Genomic DNA, 17,885 nt, shown 5'->3' with positions numbered 1-17,885 from the left:
CCGTCAGCATCGGTTGGTTTCATGGCGTCCAGGCCTCTCTCTCCCGACAAACAGAAGCTCGCCGCGCAAGAGGCGGCCGAGCTCGAGGACAAGCTTGCGGCCGGCGGCGCGCCCGAGCTGCAAGACGACGACGAGGATGACGACGAGCTTGAGCTCGATGACGATGATGATGATGAGGACCTCGTCGTCTTTACCGCCCGCGAAGCTGCCGGCGCGCTCGCGACGATCTTGGGGTTCGTCAAGCCCTTCCTGTCCAACTACAAGCGCATCCTGGGTTATGTGGCGTTCGGCGTCCTGGTTGAGACGCTGTTCAACGTCATCATGCCGCTCAGCCTGAAATACCTGATCGACGACGCGCTCGGCGAAGAGGATTTCCAAGCGCTGTACAAGATCCTCGGCGTGCTCGCGGTTGCCGGCATCTCGACCTCGATCGTCGCGGTCTGGTATGAGCGCTGGGATGCGCGGTTGGCGGCTTGCGTCATCTCCGACGTCCGCAAGCGCCTGTTCGAGCATGTCCAGGACCTGCCCGCGGCTTATTTCGGCCGCACCAAGCGCGGCGAGATCCTGTCGCGCTTCTCGGTCGATCTCTCGGCCTTCGAAGGTTCGGTCAAGTCCTTCGTCAACAGCGCCGCGCTGCCGTTCTTTGAGTTGATCGCCGGCATCATCCTGATGCTGTTCCTGAACTGGCAGCTCGCGGTGGTCGCGCTGCTGGTATTCCCGATCACCTTGATCGGCCCGCGCATCCTGACGCCGAAGGCGGTGCAGGCCAACTACGAGCAGAAGCTGAACGAGAGCGCGCTGCTCGGCATGGTGCAGGAGAACGTGGCGGCGCAGGCCGTGATCAAGGCGTTCAGCCTGCAACGCAAGATGTTCGGCTTCTTCACCTTCCGCAACGATGCGACCCGCGACAGGATTGCGGCCGCGGGGTTCCTCTCGACGATGGTGGAGCGGACGGTCACCATCTCCGTGCTGCTGTTGCACCTCGTCGTGCTCGCGATCGGCGCCTACCTCGCGACCAAGGGCCAGATCACCATCGGCACCTTCGTCACCTTCGAGAGCGCGTTCTGGGAGGTCTCCTACAACATCGCCCATGTGATGCATTTCATCCCGGTGTCGATCTCCTCGGCCGCCGCGATCCGTCACATCCAGGAGCTGCTCGACGAGCCGACGCGGGGTGCGGATCGTCCCGGCGCGCCCGATCTGCCGCGCATCACCCACGACATCACCTTCGAGCATGTTAGCTTCCAGTATGAAGGCGGCCAGGCGCCGGTGCTGGACAATCTCAGCCTCAAGCTCGACGTCGGCAAGCGCATCGCCATCGTTGGTCCGTCTGGCTCCGGCAAGAGCACGCTGCTCAATCTGATCCTTCGTCTCTACGTGCCCGATGAGGGACGCGTCACCATCGACGGTGTCGACGTCCGCAAGGTGACGCTCGATTCACTGCGCCGGAGCATGGCGGTGGTGTTCCAGGAGAACATGCTGTTCAACATGTCGATCCGCGAGAACATCCGGCTCGGCAAGGAAGGCGCCACCGATGAGGAGGTGGAGGAGGCGGCCAAGAAGGCCGAGATTCACCGCTACATCATGGGCCTGCGGCAGGGCTACGACACGCCGGTCGGCGAACGCGGCGACACGCTGTCGGGCGGCCAGCGCCAGCGCATCGCGATCGCACGCGCGATCATCCGCAATCCCTCCGTGCTGCTGCTCGACGAAGCGACCTCGGCCCTGGACCAGACCACGGAGGCCGCGATCAACCGCACCCTGCTCAAGGTCGCCAAGGGGCGCACCATGATCTGGTCGACCCATCGTCTGACCTCGGTGGTCGAGATGGACGAGATCATCGTGATTTCGGGGGGCAGGGCGATCGAGCGCGGCTCGCATGCCGAGCTGCTTGCCAGGAACGGTACCTATCGCAAGCTGTGGAACGACCAGATCCATCAGCCGCACGGTGCGGCCGCTCAGGCCGACGATGACAGCGATGATGACGACGACGAGGACGACCTCGACGAGGATGATGAGGACGAAGACGAGGAGTGACCGAGGAAGTTCGGCTCCAGGTGGAACGCGCCTCCCAGCCTCCGCAGTAATCCCTGGGTCGACCACGCCATGAAGCGTGCCCAGCGTTGCGCGGTCCAGTAGGGGCTCGTCGCAATCGAGACCGAGCGGAAGTCGAAGGCTTTCGCCGCCGACCATTCATCACAGGCCCGCTTGACCGGGTCGGCATAGAAGGTGGCGATCTTGTCGGCATTCATCCCGTCGCTGGCGAGCCATTGCGGGATGTGGACGTTGCAGAGCCGCTCGACGTCGGTGAACACCTTGTCGCAGCCGGTGCCGGCGACCGGGCAGGAGGTGGCGAAAGCGTCGCCAGCCAGCACCACGCCCGGCTGATGGCTGGCGTCGTTCACGTAGAGATCCACCGGACGAACCTTCAACTCGCCGGGAATGTCGAAAGCGCCGGTGATGCGCTTCAGCCGCGGCAGCGCGGCGTTCAATGTCTCGGCCGGTGCGCGGCGCAGCTCGCGCAGCCAGGGATCGTCGAAGCCGCGGTACACGAACAGATTGGCGCGCATCCGCGTGCCGATCGGAAACAGCGAGATGTAGGGGATGCGGTCGCTCGGCCGTTCCGAGAAATAGGTGAGCGCCGGGAAGTCGAACGCATTCCGCCCGGCCGGCACCACGTCGAAGCCGATCGAGATCGAATGGCAGGGGCTGATGACGTTCCTGATGATGCCGAGCTGGTGGCGCAGGCCGACATTCAGGCCGTTGGCGAGCAAGACCAGGCGGGCCGAGATGGTCTCATCATTGGCGAGGGCTACCCTTTGCCGCTCAGCACTGGTCTCGACCGACACCGCCTTGGTCCAGATACGTCCGACCGTGTCGGGAATCTCGTCGCGGATCGCGTTAACAAGCGAATCGTAGCGGATGTTGAACTGCCGGCTCGGCGCCTTGTCGAGCATGTGGCCGAATCGCGCGATCCAGTTCTCGCCCGAGAAGGTCGCGTGACGCAGGACCGAGTCGGCGATTCCCGTTTGGTGGAATCGCTCGACCTGACCGTGACCGCTCAGCTTTTCGACGCGAAAATCGGCCGGATAGGTCTCATGCGGGTCGATCAGGATCGCCGAAATGCCGGCACGCCCGAGCATTGCGGCGGCGGTCGAGCCTGCCAGTCCTCCGCCAATGATGGCAATGTCGGTGTACCGCATGGCGCCTGTCTCTGCCGAAGGCGGCAGATTGACGCATCAAGAGGAAAAAAAGCCTTAGCGGCCGACATAAAAGTATATTTCATACGGGTGTTAATCGGGTGGCGGCTGGCGGAGCCGGGATATCGTTCCCATATCGGGGAGGCGCGTAAGGGGACCGACCGGGCAATTTCCGAAGCTGCGAGAAGCGCTTTCGGACTGTCGTTTCGCCTTGACTTGATCGATTCTCACTTATAGAAAGCGCCTCACTTAACGACAGGCGGTGAGCATTGCCAACGTCGGAACGGGCCACCCGTTGATCCCCAGGAGTCGCTAAGCGGGCACCAACCTCGACGAATGCCGCTCAAACGCTGTCGATGATAGCTAGGCAATGCCAGTGCGATTTTAGGCCTCTGAGGCACGACCTCCTGCGGCCGAATTCGGATGCATGACCTCAGTGCGCGGGCCGCGGCTTATGCTGATCGGCCTTGATACTGCGGTCCTCTGTGGCGTCGAAGCGCTTTCCACTCAGCAATGAGCGGTTGGCGCGATTTCGCTTTGTGTGGATTGTTCCGCGCGGGCGGGCCCGATCGAGCGGGTGGCTCGAGAGAATTTGCGGTCCCGGCAACGGGCCGCGGCAAGACAGCGGACCTGCAAGGGGCCGCGATAACAAAGGGTAAGGCCAGGATGCCGACGATCAACCAGCTGATCGCTCAACCGCGTGAAGTGCAGAAGTCGCGCAAGAAGGTGCCGGCGCTGCAGCAGTCGCCGCAGAAGCGTGGTGTTTGCACGCGCGTCTACACCACGACCCCGAAGAAGCCGAACTCGGCGCTTCGTAAGGTCGCCAAGGTGCGTCTGACCAACGGTTTCGAGGTGATCGGCTACATCCCGGGTGAGGGCCATAACCTTCAGGAGCACTCGGTGGTCATGATCCGCGGCGGCCGCGTCAAGGATTTGCCCGGCGTGCGCTACCACATCCTCCGCGGCGTTCTGGATACCCAGGGCGTCAAGAACCGTAAGCAGCGTCGTTCGAAGTACGGCGCGAAGCGTCCGAAGTAAGCGGGAACCAACTCCATGTCTCGTCGCCACTCAGCGGAAAAGCGCGAAGTTCTTCCCGATCCGAAGTTCGGGAACATCATCGTCACGAAGTTCATGAACTCGGTGATGTACGCCGGCAAGAAGTCGGTCGCCGAAGGCATCGTCTACGGTGCATTCAGCCTCATCGAAGGCAAGACCAAGCAGAATCCGCTCGGCGTGTTCGAGCAGGCGCTCGAGAACGTCATGCCGACGATCGAGGTGCGCTCCCGCCGGGTCGGCGGCGCGACCTACCAGGTTCCGGTCGAAGTTCGCTCGACCCGCCGTCAGGCGCTGGGCATTCGCTGGCTGATTTCGGCCGCGCGCGAGCGCAACGAGAAGACGATGACCGAGCGGCTCTCGGCGGAGCTCCTGGACGCGTCGAACAATCGCGGGAACGCCGTCAAGAAGCGTGAGGACGTGCACCGGATGGCGGAAGCCAACCGCGCCTTCTCGCACTATCGCTGGTAACGGCGACACACGGAATCTAAGGAACAACCCATGCCTCGCGTTCATGCCATAGAGAATTACCGCAACTTCGGTATCATGGCGCATATCGATGCCGGCAAGACCACGACCACCGAGCGCATCCTCTATTACACCGGCAAGAGCCACAAGATCGGCGAAGTGCACGAAGGTGCCGCGACGATGGACTGGATGGAGCAGGAGCAGGAGCGTGGCATCACGATCACCTCGGCTGCGACCACCGCCTTCTGGGCCGGCAAGCGCCTGAACATCATCGACACTCCCGGCCACGTCGACTTCACCATCGAGGTCGAGCGTTCGCTGCGCGTGCTCGACGGCGCGGTCTGCGTGCTCGACTCGAACCAGGGCGTCGAGCCTCAGACCGAGACCGTCTGGCGCCAGGGCGACAAGTACAAGGTTCCGCGCATCGTCTTCGCCAACAAGATGGACAAGACCGGCGCCGACTTCTTCAAGTGTCTGGCCGACATCGTCGACCGTCTCGGCGCCAAGCCGATCGCGATCCAGCTCCCGATCGGTGCCGAGAACAACTTCAAGGGTCTCGTCGACCTCGTGAAGATGCAGGGCATCATCTGGAACGATGAATCGCTCGGTGCGAAGTTCGACTATGTCGATATCCCGGAAGATATGGTCGAGCAGGCCAAGGAATATCGCGAGAAGATGGTGGAAGCCGCCGTCGAGCTCGATGACGACGCCATGGCCGCCTATCTCGACGGCAAGGAGCCCGACGAGGAGACGCTGAAGCGCCTGATCCGCAAGGCGGTTCTGACCGGCGCATTCTATCCCGTGCTGTGCGGCTCGGCCTTCAAGAACAAGGGCGTGCAACCGCTGCTCGACGCCGTCGTCGACTATCTGCCGTCGCCGATCGATGTGCCCGCGATCAAGGGCACCGACGACCATGGCAACGAAGTCGTGCGCAAGGCGGACGACAAGGAGCCGCTGGCTCTGCTCGCGTTCAAGATCATGGACGACCCGTTCGTCGGCACCATCACCTTCTGCCGCATCTATTCCGGCGTTCTGCAGAGCGGCACCGGCGTCGTGAACTCGACCCGCGAGAAGAAGGAGCGCATTGGGCGCATGCTCTTGATGCATGCGAACAACCGCGAAGACATCAAGGAAGCCTATGCCGGCGATATCGTCGCGCTGGCTGGCCTGAAGGAAGCGCGCACCGGTGACACGCTGTGCGATCCCGAGAAGCAGGTCATCCTGGAAAAGATGGAATTCCCCGAGCCGGTCATCGAGATCGCGATCGAGCCGAAGTCCAAGGCCGACCAGGAGAAGCTGGGTGTTGCACTGGCGAAGCTCGCTGCGGAGGATCCGTCCTTCCGCGTGTCGACCGACCAGGAGTCCGGCCAGACCATCCTCAAGGGCATGGGCGAACTCCACCTCGACATCAAGGTCGACATCCTCAAGCGTACCTACAAGGTCGACGCCAACATCGGCGCGCCGCAGGTTGCGTTCCGTGAGCGCGTCACCAAGAGGGCCGAAGTCAAGTACACCCACAAGAAGCAGACCGGTGGTACCGGTCAGTTCGCCGAAGTCTCGATCGTGGTCGAGCCTAACGAGCCCGGCAAGGGCTACGAGTTCGAGTCGAAGATCGTCGGCGGCGCGGTGCCGAAGGAATACATCCCTGGCGTCGAAAAGGGCCTCAACAGCGTGATGAGCTCTGGCGTGGTTGCGGGCTTCCCCGTGGTCGACGTCAAGGTTCAGCTCGTCGACGGCAAGTATCACGACGTCGACTCGTCGGCGCTCGCCTTCGAAATCGCTTCGCGCGCTGCATTCCGCGAAGCCTTGCAGAAGGGCAAGTCCGTCCTGCTCGAGCCGATCATGAAGGTCGAAGTGGTGACCCCGGAAGACTACACCGGTTCGGTCATCGGCGACCTGAATTCCCGGCGCGGCCAGATCCAGGGTCAGGACATGCGCGGCAACGCCAACGTCATCAACGCGATGGTGCCGCTCATGAACATGTTCGGGTACGTGAATAATCTGCGCTCGATGAGCCAGGGTCGCGCGACCTTCACCATGCAGTTCGACCACTACGCAGAAGCGCCGGCCAACGTGTCGGCGGAAGTCCAGAAGAAGTTTGCCTGATTGTCGTCGGTCACGAACTGACGATTGAACGGAGAGTCAAATGGCCAAAGCTAAGTTTGAACGTACCAAGCCGCACTGCAACATCGGCACCATCGGTCACGTCGACCATGGCAAGACGTCGCTGACCGCGGCGATCACCAAGGTTCTCGCCGAAGCCGGCGGTGCGACGTTCACCGCGTACGACCAGATCGACAAGGCGCCGGAAGAGAAGGCGCGCGGCATCACCATCTCGACCGCTCACGTCGAGTACGAGACGCCGAACCGCCACTACGCGCACGTCGACTGCCCCGGCCACGCCGACTACGTGAAGAACATGATCACCGGCGCCGCCCAGATGGACGGTGCGATCCTGGTCGTGTCGGCTGCTGACGGCCCGATGCCGCAGACCCGCGAGCACATCCTGCTCGCCCGCCAGGTCGGCGTGCCCGCGCTCGTCGTGTTCCTCAACAAGTGCGACATGGTCGACGATCCGGAGCTCCTCGAGCTCGTCGAGCTCGAAGTCCGCGAGCTGCTCTCGAAGTATGAGTTCCCGGGCGACAAGATTCCGATCATCAAGGGTTCGGCTCTCGCCGCTCTCGAAGATTCGGACAAGAAGCTCGGCCACGACGCCATCATCGAGCTGATGAAGAACGTCGACAGCTACATCCCGCAGCCGGAGCGTCCGATCGACCAGCCGTTCCTGATGCCGGTTGAAGACGTGTTCTCGATCTCGGGCCGCGGCACCGTCGTGACCGGCCGTGTCGAGCGCGGCATCGTCAAGGTCGGCGAGGAAATCGAGATCGTCGGTCTCCGCGCCACCCAGAAGACCACCGTCACCGGCGTCGAAATGTTCCGCAAGCTGCTCGACCAGGGCCAGGCCGGCGACAACATCGGTGCGCTGCTCCGCGGTACCAAGCGCGAGGACGTCGAGCGTGGCCAGGTTCTGGCCAAGCCGGGTTCGGTCAAGCCGCACACCAAGTTCAAGGCGGAGGCTTACATCCTCACCAAGGAAGAGGGCGGTCGCCACACCCCGTTCTTCACCAACTACCGTCCGCAGTTCTACTTCCGCACCACCGACGTGACCGGTGTCGTGCACCTGCCGGAAGGCACCGAGATGGTGATGCCGGGCGACAACATCGCGATGGAAGTGCACCTGATCGTGCCGATCGCGATGGAAGAGAAGCTCCGCTTCGCGATCCGCGAAGGTGGCCGCACCGTCGGTGCCGGCGTCGTCGCTTCGATCATCGAGTAATCACGCGAATAGGGAATGGCGAGTGGCGAGTGGATGAAATCCATTCGCTATTCGCTACTCGCCACTCACTAAGAAAGACACGGCAATGAACGGCCAAAATATTCGCATCCGTCTCAAGGCGTTCGACCATCGTATCCTCGATACGTCGACCCGCGAGATCGTGAACACGGCGAAGCGCACCGGTGCGCAGGTCCGCGGACCCATTCCGCTGCCCACCCGCATCGAGAAGTTCACCGTCAACCGTTCGCCCCACGTCGACAAGAAGAGCCGCGAACAGTTCGAGATGCGCACTCACAAGCGTCTGCTCGACATTGTCGATCCGACCCCGCAGACCGTCGATGCTTTGATGAAGCTCGACCTGGCCGCCGGTGTCGACGTCGAGATCAAGCTCTAAGATTTTTGGATCACGTTCGCCACTAGCGGACAGAAAGAACAGGAAGCACGCCGATGCGCTCCGGAGTGATCGCACAAAAGGTCGGGATGACGCGGGTCTTTACAGAGGCCGGCGAACACATCCCCGTGACCGTGCTGAAGCTCGGCAATTGCCAGGTCGTAGGCCACCGCACTGAAGAGAAGAACGGTTACGTTGCGCTCCAGCTTGGTTCTGGCAGCCGCAAGACCGTGTACATGCCCAAGGCAGAGCGCGGCCAGTTCGCGGTCGCCAAGGTCGAGCCGAAGCGGCAGGTCGAGGAATTCCGCGTCTCCGCGGATGCCATGATCCCCGTGGGCGCCGAGATCCTCGCCGACCACTTCGTCGTCGGCCAGTTCGTCGACGTCACCGGCACCTCGGTCGGTAAGGGCTTCGCCGGCGGTATGAAGCGCTGGAACTTCGGCGGTCTGCGCGCCACGCACGGTGTGTCGATCTCGCATCGCTCGATCGGTTCGACCGGTGGTCGTCAGGATCCCGGCAAGACCTGGAAGAACAAGAAGATGCCCGGCCACATGGGTGTCGACCGCATCACCACGCTCAACCTCCGCGTCGTTCAGCTCGACGTCGAGCGTGGCCTGATCCTCGTCGAAGGCGCCGTTCCCGGCTCCAAGGGCGGCTGGATCCGCGTGCGCGACGCCGTCAAGAAGCCGCTGCCGAAGGAAGCTCCGAAGCCCGGCAAGTTCAAGGTTGCGGGCGGCGAAGCCGAAGCCGCGGCCCAGCAAGAGGGTGCGTGAGATGGAATTGAAGGTCACCACCCTCGAGGGCAAGGAAGCGGGCTCGGTCCAGCTGTCCGACGCCATTTTCGGCCTCGAGCCGCGCCAGGACATCATTGCGCGTTGCGTGCAGTGGCAGCTGAACAAGCGTCAGGCCGGCACGCACAAGGCCAAGGGCCGCGCCGAGATCTGGCGCACCGGCAAGAAGATGTACAAGCAGAAGGGCACCGGCGGTGCTCGTCACGGCTCGGCCCGCGTGCCGCAGTTCCGCGGCGGCGGTCGTGCCTTCGGTCCGGTCGTGCGTTCGCACGCCACCGACCTGCCGAAGAAGGTCCGCGCGCTTGCCCTCAAGCATGCGCTCTCGGCCAAGGCCAAGGACGGCGACCTGCTCGTGATCGACAAGGCCGCGCTGGAAGCCGCCAAGACCAAGGCGCTGCTCGGTCACTTCTCGGGCCTGGGGCTCACCAACGCGCTGATCATCGACGGCGCCGAGCTCAACAACGGATTTGCTGCCGCGGCCCGCAACATCCCGAACATGGACGTGCTGCCGATCCAGGGCATCAACGTCTATGACATCCTGCGCCGTCAGAAGCTCGTTCTGACCAAGGCCGCCATCGATGCGCTGGAGGCGCGCTTCAAATGACGAAGAACATCGAGGCTCGCCATTACGACGTGATCGTCGCCCCTGTCGTCACCGAAAAGGCGACGCTGGCGTCCGAGCACAACAAGGTCCTGTTCAAGGTGGCCGCCAAGGCGACCAAGCCGCAGATCAAGGAAGCGATCGAGAAGCTGTTTGACGTCAAGGTCAAGAGCGTCAACACGCTGGTCCGCAAGGGCAAGACCAAGGTCTTCCGCGGCAATCTCGGCTCGCAGTCGAACACCAAGCGCGCGATCGTGACCCTCGAAGAGGGCCACCGGATCGACGTCACCACCGGTCTGTAAGGTCGTACGACGATGGCACTGAAGACATTCAATCCCACGACGCCGGGCCAGCGCCAGCTGGTCATGGTCGATCGTTCGGCGCTCTACAAGGGCAAGCCGGTCAAGGCGCTCACCGAAGGCAAGAAGTCATCGGGCGGCCGCAACAACACCGGTCGCATCACCGTGCGCTTCCGTGGCGGTGGCCACAAGCAGACGCTGCGTACCGTCGACTTCAAGCGTGAGAAGATCGACGTTCCCGCCGTTGTCGAGCGGCTGGAATACGATCCGAATCGCACCGGCTTCATCGCGCTGATCAAGTACCAGGACGGCGAGCAGGCCTACATCCTGGCGCCGCAGCGCCTGGCCGTGGGTGACACCATCGTCGCCGGCAACTACGTCGACGTGAAGCCGGGCAACGTCATGCCGCTCGGCAACATGCCGGTCGGCACGATCATCCACAACATCGAGGTCAAGATCGGGAAGGGCGGTCAGCTCGCTCGTTCGGCTGGTACCTACGCCCAGCTCGTCGGCCGCGATCAGGACTACGTGATCATCCGCCTGAACTCGGGCGAGCAGCGCCTGGTGCACGGCCGTTGCCGCGGCACGATCGGCGCGGTGTCGAACCCGGATCACATGAACACCTCGATCGGCAAGGCCGGTCGCAAGCGTTGGATGGGCCGTCGCCCGCACAACCGCGGTGTTGCCATGAACCCGATCGACCATCCGCACGGCGGTGGTGAAGGTCGTACCTCGGGCGGTCGTCACCCGGTCACTCCGTGGGGCAAGCCGACCAAGGGCAAGAAGACCCGCACCAACAAGTCGACCAACAAATTCATTCTCCTAAGCCGCCACAAGCGGAAGAAGTAAGGAACGACGGACATGGTTCGTTCAGTCTGGAAAGGCCCGTTCGTCGAGGGTTCTCTGCTCAAGAAGGCAGATGCCGCGCGCGCGTCCGGCCGTCACGACGTCATCAAGATTTGGAGCCGTCGCTCGACGATCCTGCCGCAGTTCGTGGGCCTGACCTTCGGCGTCTACAATGGTCAGAAGCACGTGCCGGTGGCCGTCAACGAGGAAATGGTCGGTCACAAGTTCGGCGAGTTCTCGCCGACCCGGACCTTCCATGGCCACTCCGGCGACAAGAAAGCCAAGAAGGCTTGAGGATTAAACGATGAGCAAACCTAAGCGCGAACGGAGCCTCGCCGAGAACGAGGCCAAGGCGGTCGCCCGGATGCTGCGGGTGAGCCCGCAGAAGCTCAACCTGGTCGCCCAGCTCATTCGCGGCCGGAAGGCTTCCGCCGCGCTCGCCGACCTGCAGTTTTCGCGCAAGCGGATCGCGGTCGACGTGAAGAAGTGCCTGGAATCGGCTATCGCCAATGCCGAGAACAACCACGACCTCGACGTCGATGATCTCGTCGTGTCGCAGGCCTTCGTCGGCAATGGTCTCGTGATGAAGCGCTTTGCTGCTCGCGGCCGTGGTCGCTCGGGCCGTGTCTACAAACCATTTTCGCAGCTGACGATCATCGTTCGTCAGGTCGAAGCCGAAGCAGCGGCCTAAGGGACGCAGGAGAACACGATGGGTCAAAAGATCAATCCGATCGGTCTGCGCCTCGGCATCAACCGGACCTGGGATTCGCGCTGGTTCGCCGGCAAGCAGGAATACGGCAAGCTGCTGCATGAGGACGTCAAGATCCGTGAGATCCTGCACAAGGAGCTCAAGCAGGCGGCCGTCGCCCGCATCGTGATCGAGCGTCCGCACAAGAAGTGCCGCGTCACCATCCACTCGGCTCGCCCGGGCGTGGTGATCGGCAAGAAGGGCGCCGACATCGACAAGCTGCGCAAGAAGGTCGCGGACATCACCTCGTCGGACGTCGTCATCAACATCGTCGAAATCCGCAAGCCGGAGCTCGATGCGACGCTGGTGGCCGAATCGATCGCGCAGCAGCTCGAGCGCCGCGTCGCGTTCCGCCGCGCCATGAAGCGCGCCGTTCAGTCGGCGATGCGTCTCGGCGCGGAAGGCATCCGCATCAACTGCTCGGGTCGCCTGGGCGGTGCGGAAATCGCGCGCATGGAGTGGTACCGCGAAGGTCGCGTGCCGCTGCACACGCTGCGCGCCGACATCGACTACGGCGTTGCGACCGCGTTCACGACCTTCGGCACCTGCGGTGTCAAGGTCTGGATCTTCAAGGGCGAGATCCTCGAGCACGATCCGATGGCCCAGGACAAGAGAATGGCCGAAGGCGAGACGGGCGGTGGCAGCGATCGTGGTGGCCGTCAGCGCCGCGATACGGCTGCGGCCTGATCCAGCACAGGAATTTGAGGGCTTAAAGCCATGATGCAACCTAAGAAAACGAAGTTCCGGAAGGCGCATAAGGGCCGCATTCACGGCGTTGCGACTTCGGGCGCGACGTTGGCGTTCGGCCAGTTCGGCCTGAAGGCGACCGAGCCGGAGCGCGTCACCGCGCGCCAGATCGAAGCCGCCCGCCGCGCGCTGACCCGCCACATGAAGCGCGCCGGCCGCGTCTGGATCCGCGTATTCCCCGACGTTCCGGTGTCGAAGAAGCCGGCCGAAGTCCGCATGGGCTCCGGCAAGGGTTCGCCGGAACTGTGGGTCGCCCGCGTCAAGCCGGGCCGGGTGCTGTTCGAGATCGACGGCGTCAACACCCAGACGGCGCGTGAAGCGCTGACCCTGGCGGCCGCCAAGCTGCCGATCAAGACGCGCTTCGTCGAGCGCATTGCGGAGTAATGGCCATGGCCCAGATGAAGATCGAAGACATCCGCGCAATGAGCCCCGACCAGCAGGACGACGCCGTCCTGAACCTGAAGAAGGAGCGCTTCAACCTGCGCTTCCAGCGTGCCACCGGGCAGCTCGAGAACACCTCGCGCCTGCGCGAGGCTCGCCGTGACATCGCCCGGATCAAGACCGTCGCCGCGCAGACGCGCGCCAAGAAGAAGTAAGGGGCTAACGGATATGCCGAAACGTACTTTGCAAGGCGTGGTCGTCAGCGACAAGACTGCCAAGACCGTCGTGGTGCGCGTTGACCGCCGCTTCACGCATCCGATCTACAAGAAGACGATCCGCCGTTCGAAGAACTACCACGCGCACGACGAGAACAACGAGTTCAAGCCGGGCGACATGGTGTGGATCGAGGAATCGAAGCCGATTTCGAAGTTGAAGTCCTGGATCGTGATCCGGGGTGAGCACAAGAAAAGCGCCTGATCTGTTGGCCTTGGCCGACCGACTTCAGGGAAATGTTGAGCGCCGGCTAGGCTGGCGCAAAGAGAAAGAGGACGAGGTGCATCAATGATTCAGATGCAGACCAACCTCGACGTGGCCGACAATTCTGGCGCACGCCGTGTCATGTGTATCAAGGTGCTCGGGGGCTCCAAGCGCCGCTACGCCACGATCGGCGACATCATCGTCGTCTCGATCAAGGAAGCCATTCCGCGTGGCAAGGTGAAGAAGGGCGACGTGATGAAGGCCGTCGTGGTGCGTGTCCGAAAGGACATCCGCCGCGCCGACGGTTCGGTCATCCGCTTCGACCGCAACGCCGCCGTTCTGATCAACAACCAGTCCGAGCCGGTCGGCACCCGTATCTTCGGGCCCGTGCCGCGCGAGCTGCGTGCCAAGAACCACATGAAGATCATTTCGCTCGCACCGGAGGTGCTGTGATGGCTGCGAAGATCCGCAAGGGCGACAAGGTCGTCGTGCTGACCGGCCGTGACAAGGGCCGCAGCGGCGAGGTGTTCGAGGTTCGCCCGGACGCCGGCACCGCGCTCGTGCGCGGCATCAACATGGTCAAGCGTCACCAGAAGCAGACGCAGGCCCAGGAGGGCGGCATCATCTCGAAAGAGGCGCCGATCCAACTGTCCAACATCGCGTATGTCGGCAAGGATGGAAAGCCGACCCGCATCGGATTCAAGATTCTGGCGGACGGCAAGAAGGTCCGCATCGCCAAGCGCTCGGGAGCTGAGATCGATGGCTGAGGTCGCTTACACCCCGCGCCTGCGCGCGGAATACGACGCGAAGATCCGCACGGCCATGACCGAGAAGTTCGGTTATGAGAACGTGATGCAGGTTCCGCGCCTGGACAAGGTCGTGCTGAACATGGGCGTTGGCGATTCCGTCAACGATCGCAAGAAGGCCGAGACCGCCGCTGCCGAGCTGACCCAGATTGCCGGCCAGAAGGCGATCGTGACCTATTCGCGTATCGCGATCGCGACCTTCAAGCTGCGTGAGAACCAGCCGATCGGCTGCAAGGTCACGCTGCGCAAGGCCCGCATGTACGAGTTCATCGATCGCCTGGTGACGGTCGCGCTGCCGCGCGTCCGCGACTTCCGCGGCTTGAACCCGAAGAGCTTTGACGGCCGCGGCAACTACTCGCTCGGCATCAAGGAACACATCATTTTCCCCGAGATCGACTTCGACAAGGTCACGGAAGCCCGCGGTATGGACATCACCGTCTGCACCACGGCCAAGACCGACGAAGAGGCGAGGGCGTTGTTGACCGCTTTCAATTTCCCGTTCCGGCAGTGAGACGCTGACCTAAAGCCTCTCAAACGCGGATACCCAGGAGCCAAGCATGGCAAAGAAGAGTTCAGTCGAGAAGAACAACCGGCGCAAGCGGATGGTGAAGAACGCCGCCCCGAAGCGCGAGCGGTTGAAGGCGATCATCGCCGACAAGACGCTGCCGATGGAAGAGCGGTTCGCCGCCACCCTGAAGCTCGCGGAAATGCCGCGCAATTCGTCGGCCACCCGCATCCGTCTGCGTTGCGAGCTGTCGGGTCGCCCGCGCTCGAACTATCGCAAGAACAAGCTGTCCCGTATCGCGCTGCGCGACCTTGGCTCCAAGGGCATGGTCCCGGGCCTCGTCAAGTCGAGCTGGTAAGGAGGGTCGTTTAGATGTCTACGCACGATCCAATCAGCGATCTGATCACCCGTATCCGCAACGCGCAGATGCGTTCCAAGAACAAGGTGTCCACGCCTGGTTCGAAGATGCGCGAGAACGTCCTCGAAGTGCTGAAGAGCGAGGGCTACATCCGCGGTTACGCGACCCTCGAGCACTCTTCGGGCCGCAGCGAGATCGAGATCGAGCTGAAGTATTTCGACGGCGAGCCCGTCATCCGCGAGATCGAACGTGTTTCCAAGCCCGGGCGTCGCGTTTACGCCTCGGTGAAGAACCTGCCGCGGGTCAATAACGGACTCGGTATTTCGGTGTTGTCGACGCCGAAGGGGATCATGGCCGACCACAGTGCGCGTGAAGCGAACGTGGGCGGTGAAGTCCTCTTCACGGTGTTCTGAGAAGGATTTTTGATCCATGTCACGTGTTGGCAAAAGGCCTGTGGCGGTGCCGTCCGGTGTGACCGCGACCGTCGATGGGCAGACCGTCAAGATGAAGGGGCCGAAGGGCCAGCTTCAGTTCGTCGTTCATGACGACGTCGAGGTGAAGCTCGAGAGCGGCCAGATCAAGGTCAAGCCGCGGGCTGAGACCAACCGCGCGCGGGCGCTGTACGGTACCGCTCGCGCCCAGGTCGCGAATCTGGTCGAAGGCGTCACCAAGGGCTTCGAGAAGAAGCTCGAAATCACCGGCGTCGGTTACCGCGCCGCGATGCAGGGCAAGAACCTGCAGCTCGCGCTCGGTTACAGCCACGACGTGATCTACACGATCCCGGAAGGGATCACGATCACCGTGCCGAAGCCGACCGAGATCACGGTGGCGGGCAGCGACATCCAGCGCGTCGGCCAGGTTGCCGCTGAGATCCGCTCCTATCGCCCGCCGGAGCCCTACAAGGGCAAGGGCGTGAAGTATGTTGGCGAATTCATCTTCCGCAAGGAAGGCAAGAAGAAGTAACGGAGCCGGTCATGTCCAAAGCCAAGGTTACGAATGCCCGGCGCAAGCGGAGTGTGCGGCTGAAGCTGCGCCGCTCCGGTGGTGGCCGTCCGCGTCTGTCGGTGTTCCGCTCGTCCAAGCACATCTACGCCCAGGTCATCGACGACTTGAAGGGCGAGACGCTGGCCTCTGCCTCCTCGCTCGAGAAGTCGATGCGCGACGGCGGCAAGACCGGCGCCGACATCGATGCGGCGAAGGCGGTCGGCAAGCTGCTGGCCGAGCGCGCTGCCGAGAAGGGTGTCAAGGAAGTCGTGTTCGATCGCGGCAGCTATCTCTACCACGGGCGCGTCAAGGCTCTTGCCGACGCTGCGCGCGAGAGCGGGCTGAGCTTCTAACAGAATTTGAGGATTGAGGCGCAAGCCTCTGAAGGATTGGAAAAATGGCAGAACGCGAACAACGTGGTGGACGCGATCAACGCGGCGGCGGCGGGCGTGAACGCAGGGAGCGCGAGGAGCGCGACAGCGAGTTCGTCGACAAGCTCGTGCACATCAACCGCGTCGCCAAGGTCGTCAAGGGCGGCAAGCGCTTCGGTTTCGCCGCTCTGGTCGTGATCGGCGATCAGAAGGGCCGCGCCGGCTTCGGTCACGGCAAGGCGCGCGAAGTTCCCGAGGCGATCCGCAAGGCCACCGAATCCGCCAAGCGAAACCTGACCCGCGTCTCGCTGCGCGAGGGCCGTACGCTGCATCACGACATTGCCGGCCGTCATGGCGCGGGCCGCGTCTACCTGCGTGCAGCTCCTGCCGGTACTGGCATCATCGCCGGCGGCCCGATGCGCGCCGTGTTCGAGACGCTCGGCGTCCAGGACGTGGTGGCCAAGTCGATCGGCTCGTCGAACCCGTACAACATGGTTCGCGCCACCTTTGACGCGCTGAAGCATCAGGATAGCCCGCGTTCGGTCGCGGCGCGCCGCAACATCAAGGTGTCCACCCTTCAGGGTCGTCGCGTCGGCGGCGATGCCGAGGCGGCTGCGGACTAACCAACGCTTTTCGGAGTAGACCACGATGGCCAAGGACGCCGCTAAGTCCGCAAAGACGATCAAGCTCGAGCAGACCGGCAGCGCGATCCGCCGCCATCACTCGCAGCGTTCGACGCTGATCGGACTCAAGCTCAACAAGATCGGCCGCACCAGCGAACTGCCGGATACCCCGGCGGTCCGCGGCATGATCGAGAAGGTTCACCATCTCGTCCGCATCGTCGGCGAGAAGTAAAGCAGGGCGCATGATCCCGAAAAGTGGATACCGGTTTTCGGGCCAGATCATGCGCAAGACACAAGGAGCAGGGCGATGAAGCTCAGCGATATCGCCGACAACGCCGGCTCGCGCAAGAAGCGCATGCGCGTTGGCCGTGGCATTGGTTCGGGCAAGGGCAAGCAGTCCGGCCGCGGTGGCAAGGGCCAGACCGCACGTTCGGGCGTGCGCATCAAGGGCTTCGAAGGCGGTCAGATGCCGTTGCATCGCCGTCTGCCCAAGCGCGGCTTCAACAACATCTTCCGCGTCGAGTACGCCGAGATCAACCTCGACCGTCTCCAGGATGCGGTCGATGCCAAGAAGCTCGACGCCGGCAGCGTCGTCAATGTCGAGGCCCTGGTGAAGGCCGGCGTGCTGCGCCGCGCCAAGGCCGGCCTGCGGCTGCTCGGCCGCGGTGAGCTCAAGGCCAAGCTGAACATCGAGGTCCACGGCGCCACGAAGTCCGCGATCGAAGCGGTCGAGAAGGCCGGCGGTTCGGTGAAGATCCTCGCCCCTGCCAAGGAAGAAGGCGAGGCGGCGTAACAACTGCGTCATTGGCCCGCGCCTCGCGGGCCTTTACGCATGCGGGACGATGGACTTATCGAAGCCGAAGCCCCAGATAATGTCCGGCGTCCGCTAAATAGCCCGG

At 63.1% G+C, this 17,885-nt stretch carries 27 protein-coding genes; 26 read left to right on the top strand and 1 reads right to left on the bottom strand.

The annotated features are described in order from the left end of the window. The first annotated feature begins 21 nt into the window (after positions 1–21). Positions 22–2,037 carry an ABC transporter ATP-binding protein gene (locus BM222_RS11980; protein ID WP_092228465.1) on the top strand — a complete coding sequence of 672 codons (2,016 nt, stop codon included), beginning with the start codon at positions 22–24 and terminating at the stop codon, positions 2,035–2,037. Here BM222_RS11980 and BM222_RS11975 read toward each other — a convergent pair. Further along, complete coding sequence (locus tag BM222_RS11975; protein WP_092228464.1) at positions 1,959–3,203, bottom strand: FAD-dependent oxidoreductase; 1,245 nt, start codon at positions 3,201–3,203, stop codon at positions 1,959–1,961. The genes BM222_RS11980 and BM222_RS11975 overlap by 79 nt on opposite strands. Before the next feature lie 663 nt (positions 3,204–3,866). Here BM222_RS11975 and rpsL point away from each other — a divergent pair. From rpsL to rplO, 25 genes are all read left to right on the top strand, one after another. Beyond that, a complete protein-coding gene (gene rpsL / locus BM222_RS11970; RefSeq protein ID WP_007603006.1) occupies positions 3,867–4,238 on the top strand; it encodes a 30S ribosomal protein S12 in 372 nt (123 codons plus the stop codon). 15 nt (positions 4,239–4,253) lie between these two features. Further along, on the top strand, positions 4,254–4,724 hold the full coding sequence (rpsG, locus tag BM222_RS11965; protein ID WP_092228463.1) for a 30S ribosomal protein S7: 471 nt from the start codon (positions 4,254–4,256) through the stop codon (positions 4,722–4,724). A gap of 30 nt (positions 4,725–4,754) precedes the next feature. Then, the gene (gene fusA, locus BM222_RS11960) at positions 4,755–6,827 is read left to right on the top strand and encodes an elongation factor G (protein ID WP_092228462.1); all 2,073 of its coding nucleotides are present in this window, start codon (positions 4,755–4,757) and stop codon (positions 6,825–6,827) included. A gap of 40 nt (positions 6,828–6,867) precedes the next feature. Then, positions 6,868–8,058, top strand: a complete 1,191-nt coding sequence (tuf, locus tag BM222_RS11955; RefSeq protein WP_092228461.1) for an elongation factor Tu — start codon at positions 6,868–6,870, stop codon at positions 8,056–8,058. A gap of 85 nt (positions 8,059–8,143) precedes the next feature. Beyond that, a complete protein-coding gene (gene rpsJ, locus BM222_RS11950) occupies positions 8,144–8,452 on the top strand; it encodes a 30S ribosomal protein S10 (protein WP_002712302.1) in 309 nt (102 codons plus the stop codon). Positions 8,453–8,505: 53 nt separating this feature from the next. Beyond that, entirely contained in the window at positions 8,506–9,222 is a 717-nt protein-coding gene (gene rplC / locus BM222_RS11945) for a 50S ribosomal protein L3 (RefSeq protein WP_092228460.1), read from the top strand. A 1-nt stretch (position 9,223) separates the two neighbouring features. Beyond that, positions 9,224–9,844: a 50S ribosomal protein L4 gene (rplD, locus tag BM222_RS11940; RefSeq protein ID WP_011088150.1), complete on the top strand. Its 621-nt coding sequence runs from the start codon at positions 9,224–9,226 to the stop codon at positions 9,842–9,844. Further along, complete coding sequence (locus BM222_RS11935) at positions 9,841–10,143, top strand: 50S ribosomal protein L23 (RefSeq protein WP_027535292.1); 303 nt, start codon at positions 9,841–9,843, stop codon at positions 10,141–10,143. Before rplD ends, BM222_RS11935 begins: the two co-directional genes overlap by 4 nt. Positions 10,144–10,155: 12 nt before the next feature. Further along, positions 10,156–10,989: a 50S ribosomal protein L2 gene (gene rplB, locus BM222_RS11930; RefSeq protein WP_092228459.1), complete on the top strand. Its 834-nt coding sequence runs from the start codon at positions 10,156–10,158 to the stop codon at positions 10,987–10,989. 12 nt (positions 10,990–11,001) lie between these two features. Beyond that, on the top strand, positions 11,002–11,280 hold the full coding sequence (gene rpsS / locus BM222_RS11925; protein ID WP_008136357.1) for a 30S ribosomal protein S19: 279 nt from the start codon (positions 11,002–11,004) through the stop codon (positions 11,278–11,280). Positions 11,281–11,290: 10 nt separating this feature from the next. Then, entirely contained in the window at positions 11,291–11,677 is a 387-nt protein-coding gene (gene rplV / locus BM222_RS11920; protein WP_092228458.1) for a 50S ribosomal protein L22, read from the top strand. Positions 11,678–11,695: 18 nt separating this feature from the next. Further along, on the top strand, positions 11,696–12,421 hold the full coding sequence (gene rpsC, locus BM222_RS11915; protein WP_027574057.1) for a 30S ribosomal protein S3: 726 nt from the start codon (positions 11,696–11,698) through the stop codon (positions 12,419–12,421). 30 nt (positions 12,422–12,451) lie between these two features. Beyond that, entirely contained in the window at positions 12,452–12,865 is a 414-nt protein-coding gene (gene rplP / locus BM222_RS11910) for a 50S ribosomal protein L16 (RefSeq protein ID WP_027535296.1), read from the top strand. 5 nt (positions 12,866–12,870) lie between these two features. Next, on the top strand, positions 12,871–13,077 hold the full coding sequence (rpmC, locus tag BM222_RS11905; protein ID WP_026202715.1) for a 50S ribosomal protein L29: 207 nt from the start codon (positions 12,871–12,873) through the stop codon (positions 13,075–13,077). A 13-nt stretch (positions 13,078–13,090) separates the two neighbouring features. Continuing rightward, positions 13,091–13,339, top strand: a complete 249-nt coding sequence (rpsQ, locus tag BM222_RS11900; RefSeq protein ID WP_027535298.1) for a 30S ribosomal protein S17 — start codon at positions 13,091–13,093, stop codon at positions 13,337–13,339. Between the two features lie 84 nt (positions 13,340–13,423). Beyond that, the gene (rplN, locus tag BM222_RS11895) at positions 13,424–13,792 is read left to right on the top strand and encodes a 50S ribosomal protein L14 (protein WP_007603030.1); all 369 of its coding nucleotides are present in this window, start codon (positions 13,424–13,426) and stop codon (positions 13,790–13,792) included. Then, positions 13,792–14,106 (top strand): 50S ribosomal protein L24, encoded by a 315-nt coding sequence (gene rplX, locus BM222_RS11890; protein ID WP_092228457.1) that lies wholly within the window; start codon positions 13,792–13,794, stop codon positions 14,104–14,106. The genes rplN and rplX overlap by 1 nt, the downstream gene beginning before the upstream one ends. Further along, positions 14,099–14,656, top strand: coding sequence for a 50S ribosomal protein L5 (gene rplE / locus BM222_RS11885; protein ID WP_092228456.1), 558 nt, complete (start codon positions 14,099–14,101; stop codon positions 14,654–14,656). The genes rplX and rplE overlap by 8 nt, the downstream gene beginning before the upstream one ends. A 46-nt stretch (positions 14,657–14,702) precedes the next feature. After that, a complete protein-coding gene (gene rpsN, locus BM222_RS11880) occupies positions 14,703–15,008 on the top strand; it encodes a 30S ribosomal protein S14 (RefSeq protein WP_057745473.1) in 306 nt (101 codons plus the stop codon). Positions 15,009–15,022: 14 nt separating this feature from the next. Then, complete coding sequence (gene rpsH, locus BM222_RS11875) at positions 15,023–15,421, top strand: 30S ribosomal protein S8 (RefSeq protein WP_007603034.1); 399 nt, start codon at positions 15,023–15,025, stop codon at positions 15,419–15,421. 16 nt (positions 15,422–15,437) lie between these two features. After that, positions 15,438–15,971, top strand: a complete 534-nt coding sequence (rplF, locus tag BM222_RS11870; protein WP_092228455.1) for a 50S ribosomal protein L6 — start codon at positions 15,438–15,440, stop codon at positions 15,969–15,971. A gap of 11 nt (positions 15,972–15,982) precedes the next feature. Then, the gene (gene rplR / locus BM222_RS11865) at positions 15,983–16,345 is read left to right on the top strand and encodes a 50S ribosomal protein L18 (protein ID WP_007603036.1); all 363 of its coding nucleotides are present in this window, start codon (positions 15,983–15,985) and stop codon (positions 16,343–16,345) included. A 44-nt stretch (positions 16,346–16,389) separates the two neighbouring features. After that, on the top strand, positions 16,390–16,986 hold the full coding sequence (rpsE, locus tag BM222_RS11860; protein WP_092228454.1) for a 30S ribosomal protein S5: 597 nt from the start codon (positions 16,390–16,392) through the stop codon (positions 16,984–16,986). A gap of 25 nt (positions 16,987–17,011) precedes the next feature. Next, positions 17,012–17,218, top strand: coding sequence for a 50S ribosomal protein L30 (gene rpmD, locus BM222_RS11855; protein ID WP_092228453.1), 207 nt, complete (start codon positions 17,012–17,014; stop codon positions 17,216–17,218). Between the two features lie 75 nt (positions 17,219–17,293). Continuing rightward, on the top strand, positions 17,294–17,779 hold the full coding sequence (gene rplO, locus BM222_RS11850) for a 50S ribosomal protein L15 (protein WP_092228452.1): 486 nt from the start codon (positions 17,294–17,296) through the stop codon (positions 17,777–17,779). The last annotated feature ends 106 nt before the right edge of the window (positions 17,780–17,885 follow it).

Origin of the sequence: Bradyrhizobium sp. Gha (assembly GCF_900113735.1) — a bacterium.
In the GTDB taxonomy this organism is placed as follows: Bacteria; Pseudomonadota; Alphaproteobacteria; order Rhizobiales; family Xanthobacteraceae; genus Bradyrhizobium.
Note: the sequence above shows the minus strand (reverse complement) of the source record. Positions and strands in the feature narration are given on the sequence as shown.

Coding starts and splice junctions, on each gene's coding strand:
- BM222_RS11980 (WP_092228465.1), top strand. CDS start 22: ATGGCGTCCAGGCCTCTCTCTCCCGACAAACAGAAGCTCGCCGCGCAA.
- BM222_RS11975 (WP_092228464.1), bottom strand. CDS start 3,203: ATGCGGTACACCGACATTGCCATCATTGGCGGAGGACTGGCAGGCTCG.
- rpsL (WP_007603006.1), top strand. CDS start 3,867: ATGCCGACGATCAACCAGCTGATCGCTCAACCGCGTGAAGTGCAGAAG.
- rpsG (WP_092228463.1), top strand. CDS start 4,254: ATGTCTCGTCGCCACTCAGCGGAAAAGCGCGAAGTTCTTCCCGATCCG.
- fusA (WP_092228462.1), top strand. CDS start 4,755: ATGCCTCGCGTTCATGCCATAGAGAATTACCGCAACTTCGGTATCATG.
- tuf (WP_092228461.1), top strand. CDS start 6,868: ATGGCCAAAGCTAAGTTTGAACGTACCAAGCCGCACTGCAACATCGGC.
- rpsJ (WP_002712302.1), top strand. CDS start 8,144: ATGAACGGCCAAAATATTCGCATCCGTCTCAAGGCGTTCGACCATCGT.
- rplC (WP_092228460.1), top strand. CDS start 8,506: ATGCGCTCCGGAGTGATCGCACAAAAGGTCGGGATGACGCGGGTCTTT.
- rplD (WP_011088150.1), top strand. CDS start 9,224: ATGGAATTGAAGGTCACCACCCTCGAGGGCAAGGAAGCGGGCTCGGTC.
- BM222_RS11935 (WP_027535292.1), top strand. CDS start 9,841: ATGACGAAGAACATCGAGGCTCGCCATTACGACGTGATCGTCGCCCCT.
- rplB (WP_092228459.1), top strand. CDS start 10,156: ATGGCACTGAAGACATTCAATCCCACGACGCCGGGCCAGCGCCAGCTG.
- rpsS (WP_008136357.1), top strand. CDS start 11,002: ATGGTTCGTTCAGTCTGGAAAGGCCCGTTCGTCGAGGGTTCTCTGCTC.
- rplV (WP_092228458.1), top strand. CDS start 11,291: ATGAGCAAACCTAAGCGCGAACGGAGCCTCGCCGAGAACGAGGCCAAG.
- rpsC (WP_027574057.1), top strand. CDS start 11,696: ATGGGTCAAAAGATCAATCCGATCGGTCTGCGCCTCGGCATCAACCGG.
- rplP (WP_027535296.1), top strand. CDS start 12,452: ATGATGCAACCTAAGAAAACGAAGTTCCGGAAGGCGCATAAGGGCCGC.
- rpmC (WP_026202715.1), top strand. CDS start 12,871: ATGGCCCAGATGAAGATCGAAGACATCCGCGCAATGAGCCCCGACCAG.
- rpsQ (WP_027535298.1), top strand. CDS start 13,091: ATGCCGAAACGTACTTTGCAAGGCGTGGTCGTCAGCGACAAGACTGCC.
- rplN (WP_007603030.1), top strand. CDS start 13,424: ATGATTCAGATGCAGACCAACCTCGACGTGGCCGACAATTCTGGCGCA.
- rplX (WP_092228457.1), top strand. CDS start 13,792: ATGGCTGCGAAGATCCGCAAGGGCGACAAGGTCGTCGTGCTGACCGGC.
- rplE (WP_092228456.1), top strand. CDS start 14,099: ATGGCTGAGGTCGCTTACACCCCGCGCCTGCGCGCGGAATACGACGCG.
- rpsN (WP_057745473.1), top strand. CDS start 14,703: ATGGCAAAGAAGAGTTCAGTCGAGAAGAACAACCGGCGCAAGCGGATG.
- rpsH (WP_007603034.1), top strand. CDS start 15,023: ATGTCTACGCACGATCCAATCAGCGATCTGATCACCCGTATCCGCAAC.
- rplF (WP_092228455.1), top strand. CDS start 15,438: ATGTCACGTGTTGGCAAAAGGCCTGTGGCGGTGCCGTCCGGTGTGACC.
- rplR (WP_007603036.1), top strand. CDS start 15,983: ATGTCCAAAGCCAAGGTTACGAATGCCCGGCGCAAGCGGAGTGTGCGG.
- rpsE (WP_092228454.1), top strand. CDS start 16,390: ATGGCAGAACGCGAACAACGTGGTGGACGCGATCAACGCGGCGGCGGC.
- rpmD (WP_092228453.1), top strand. CDS start 17,012: ATGGCCAAGGACGCCGCTAAGTCCGCAAAGACGATCAAGCTCGAGCAG.
- rplO (WP_092228452.1), top strand. CDS start 17,294: ATGAAGCTCAGCGATATCGCCGACAACGCCGGCTCGCGCAAGAAGCGC.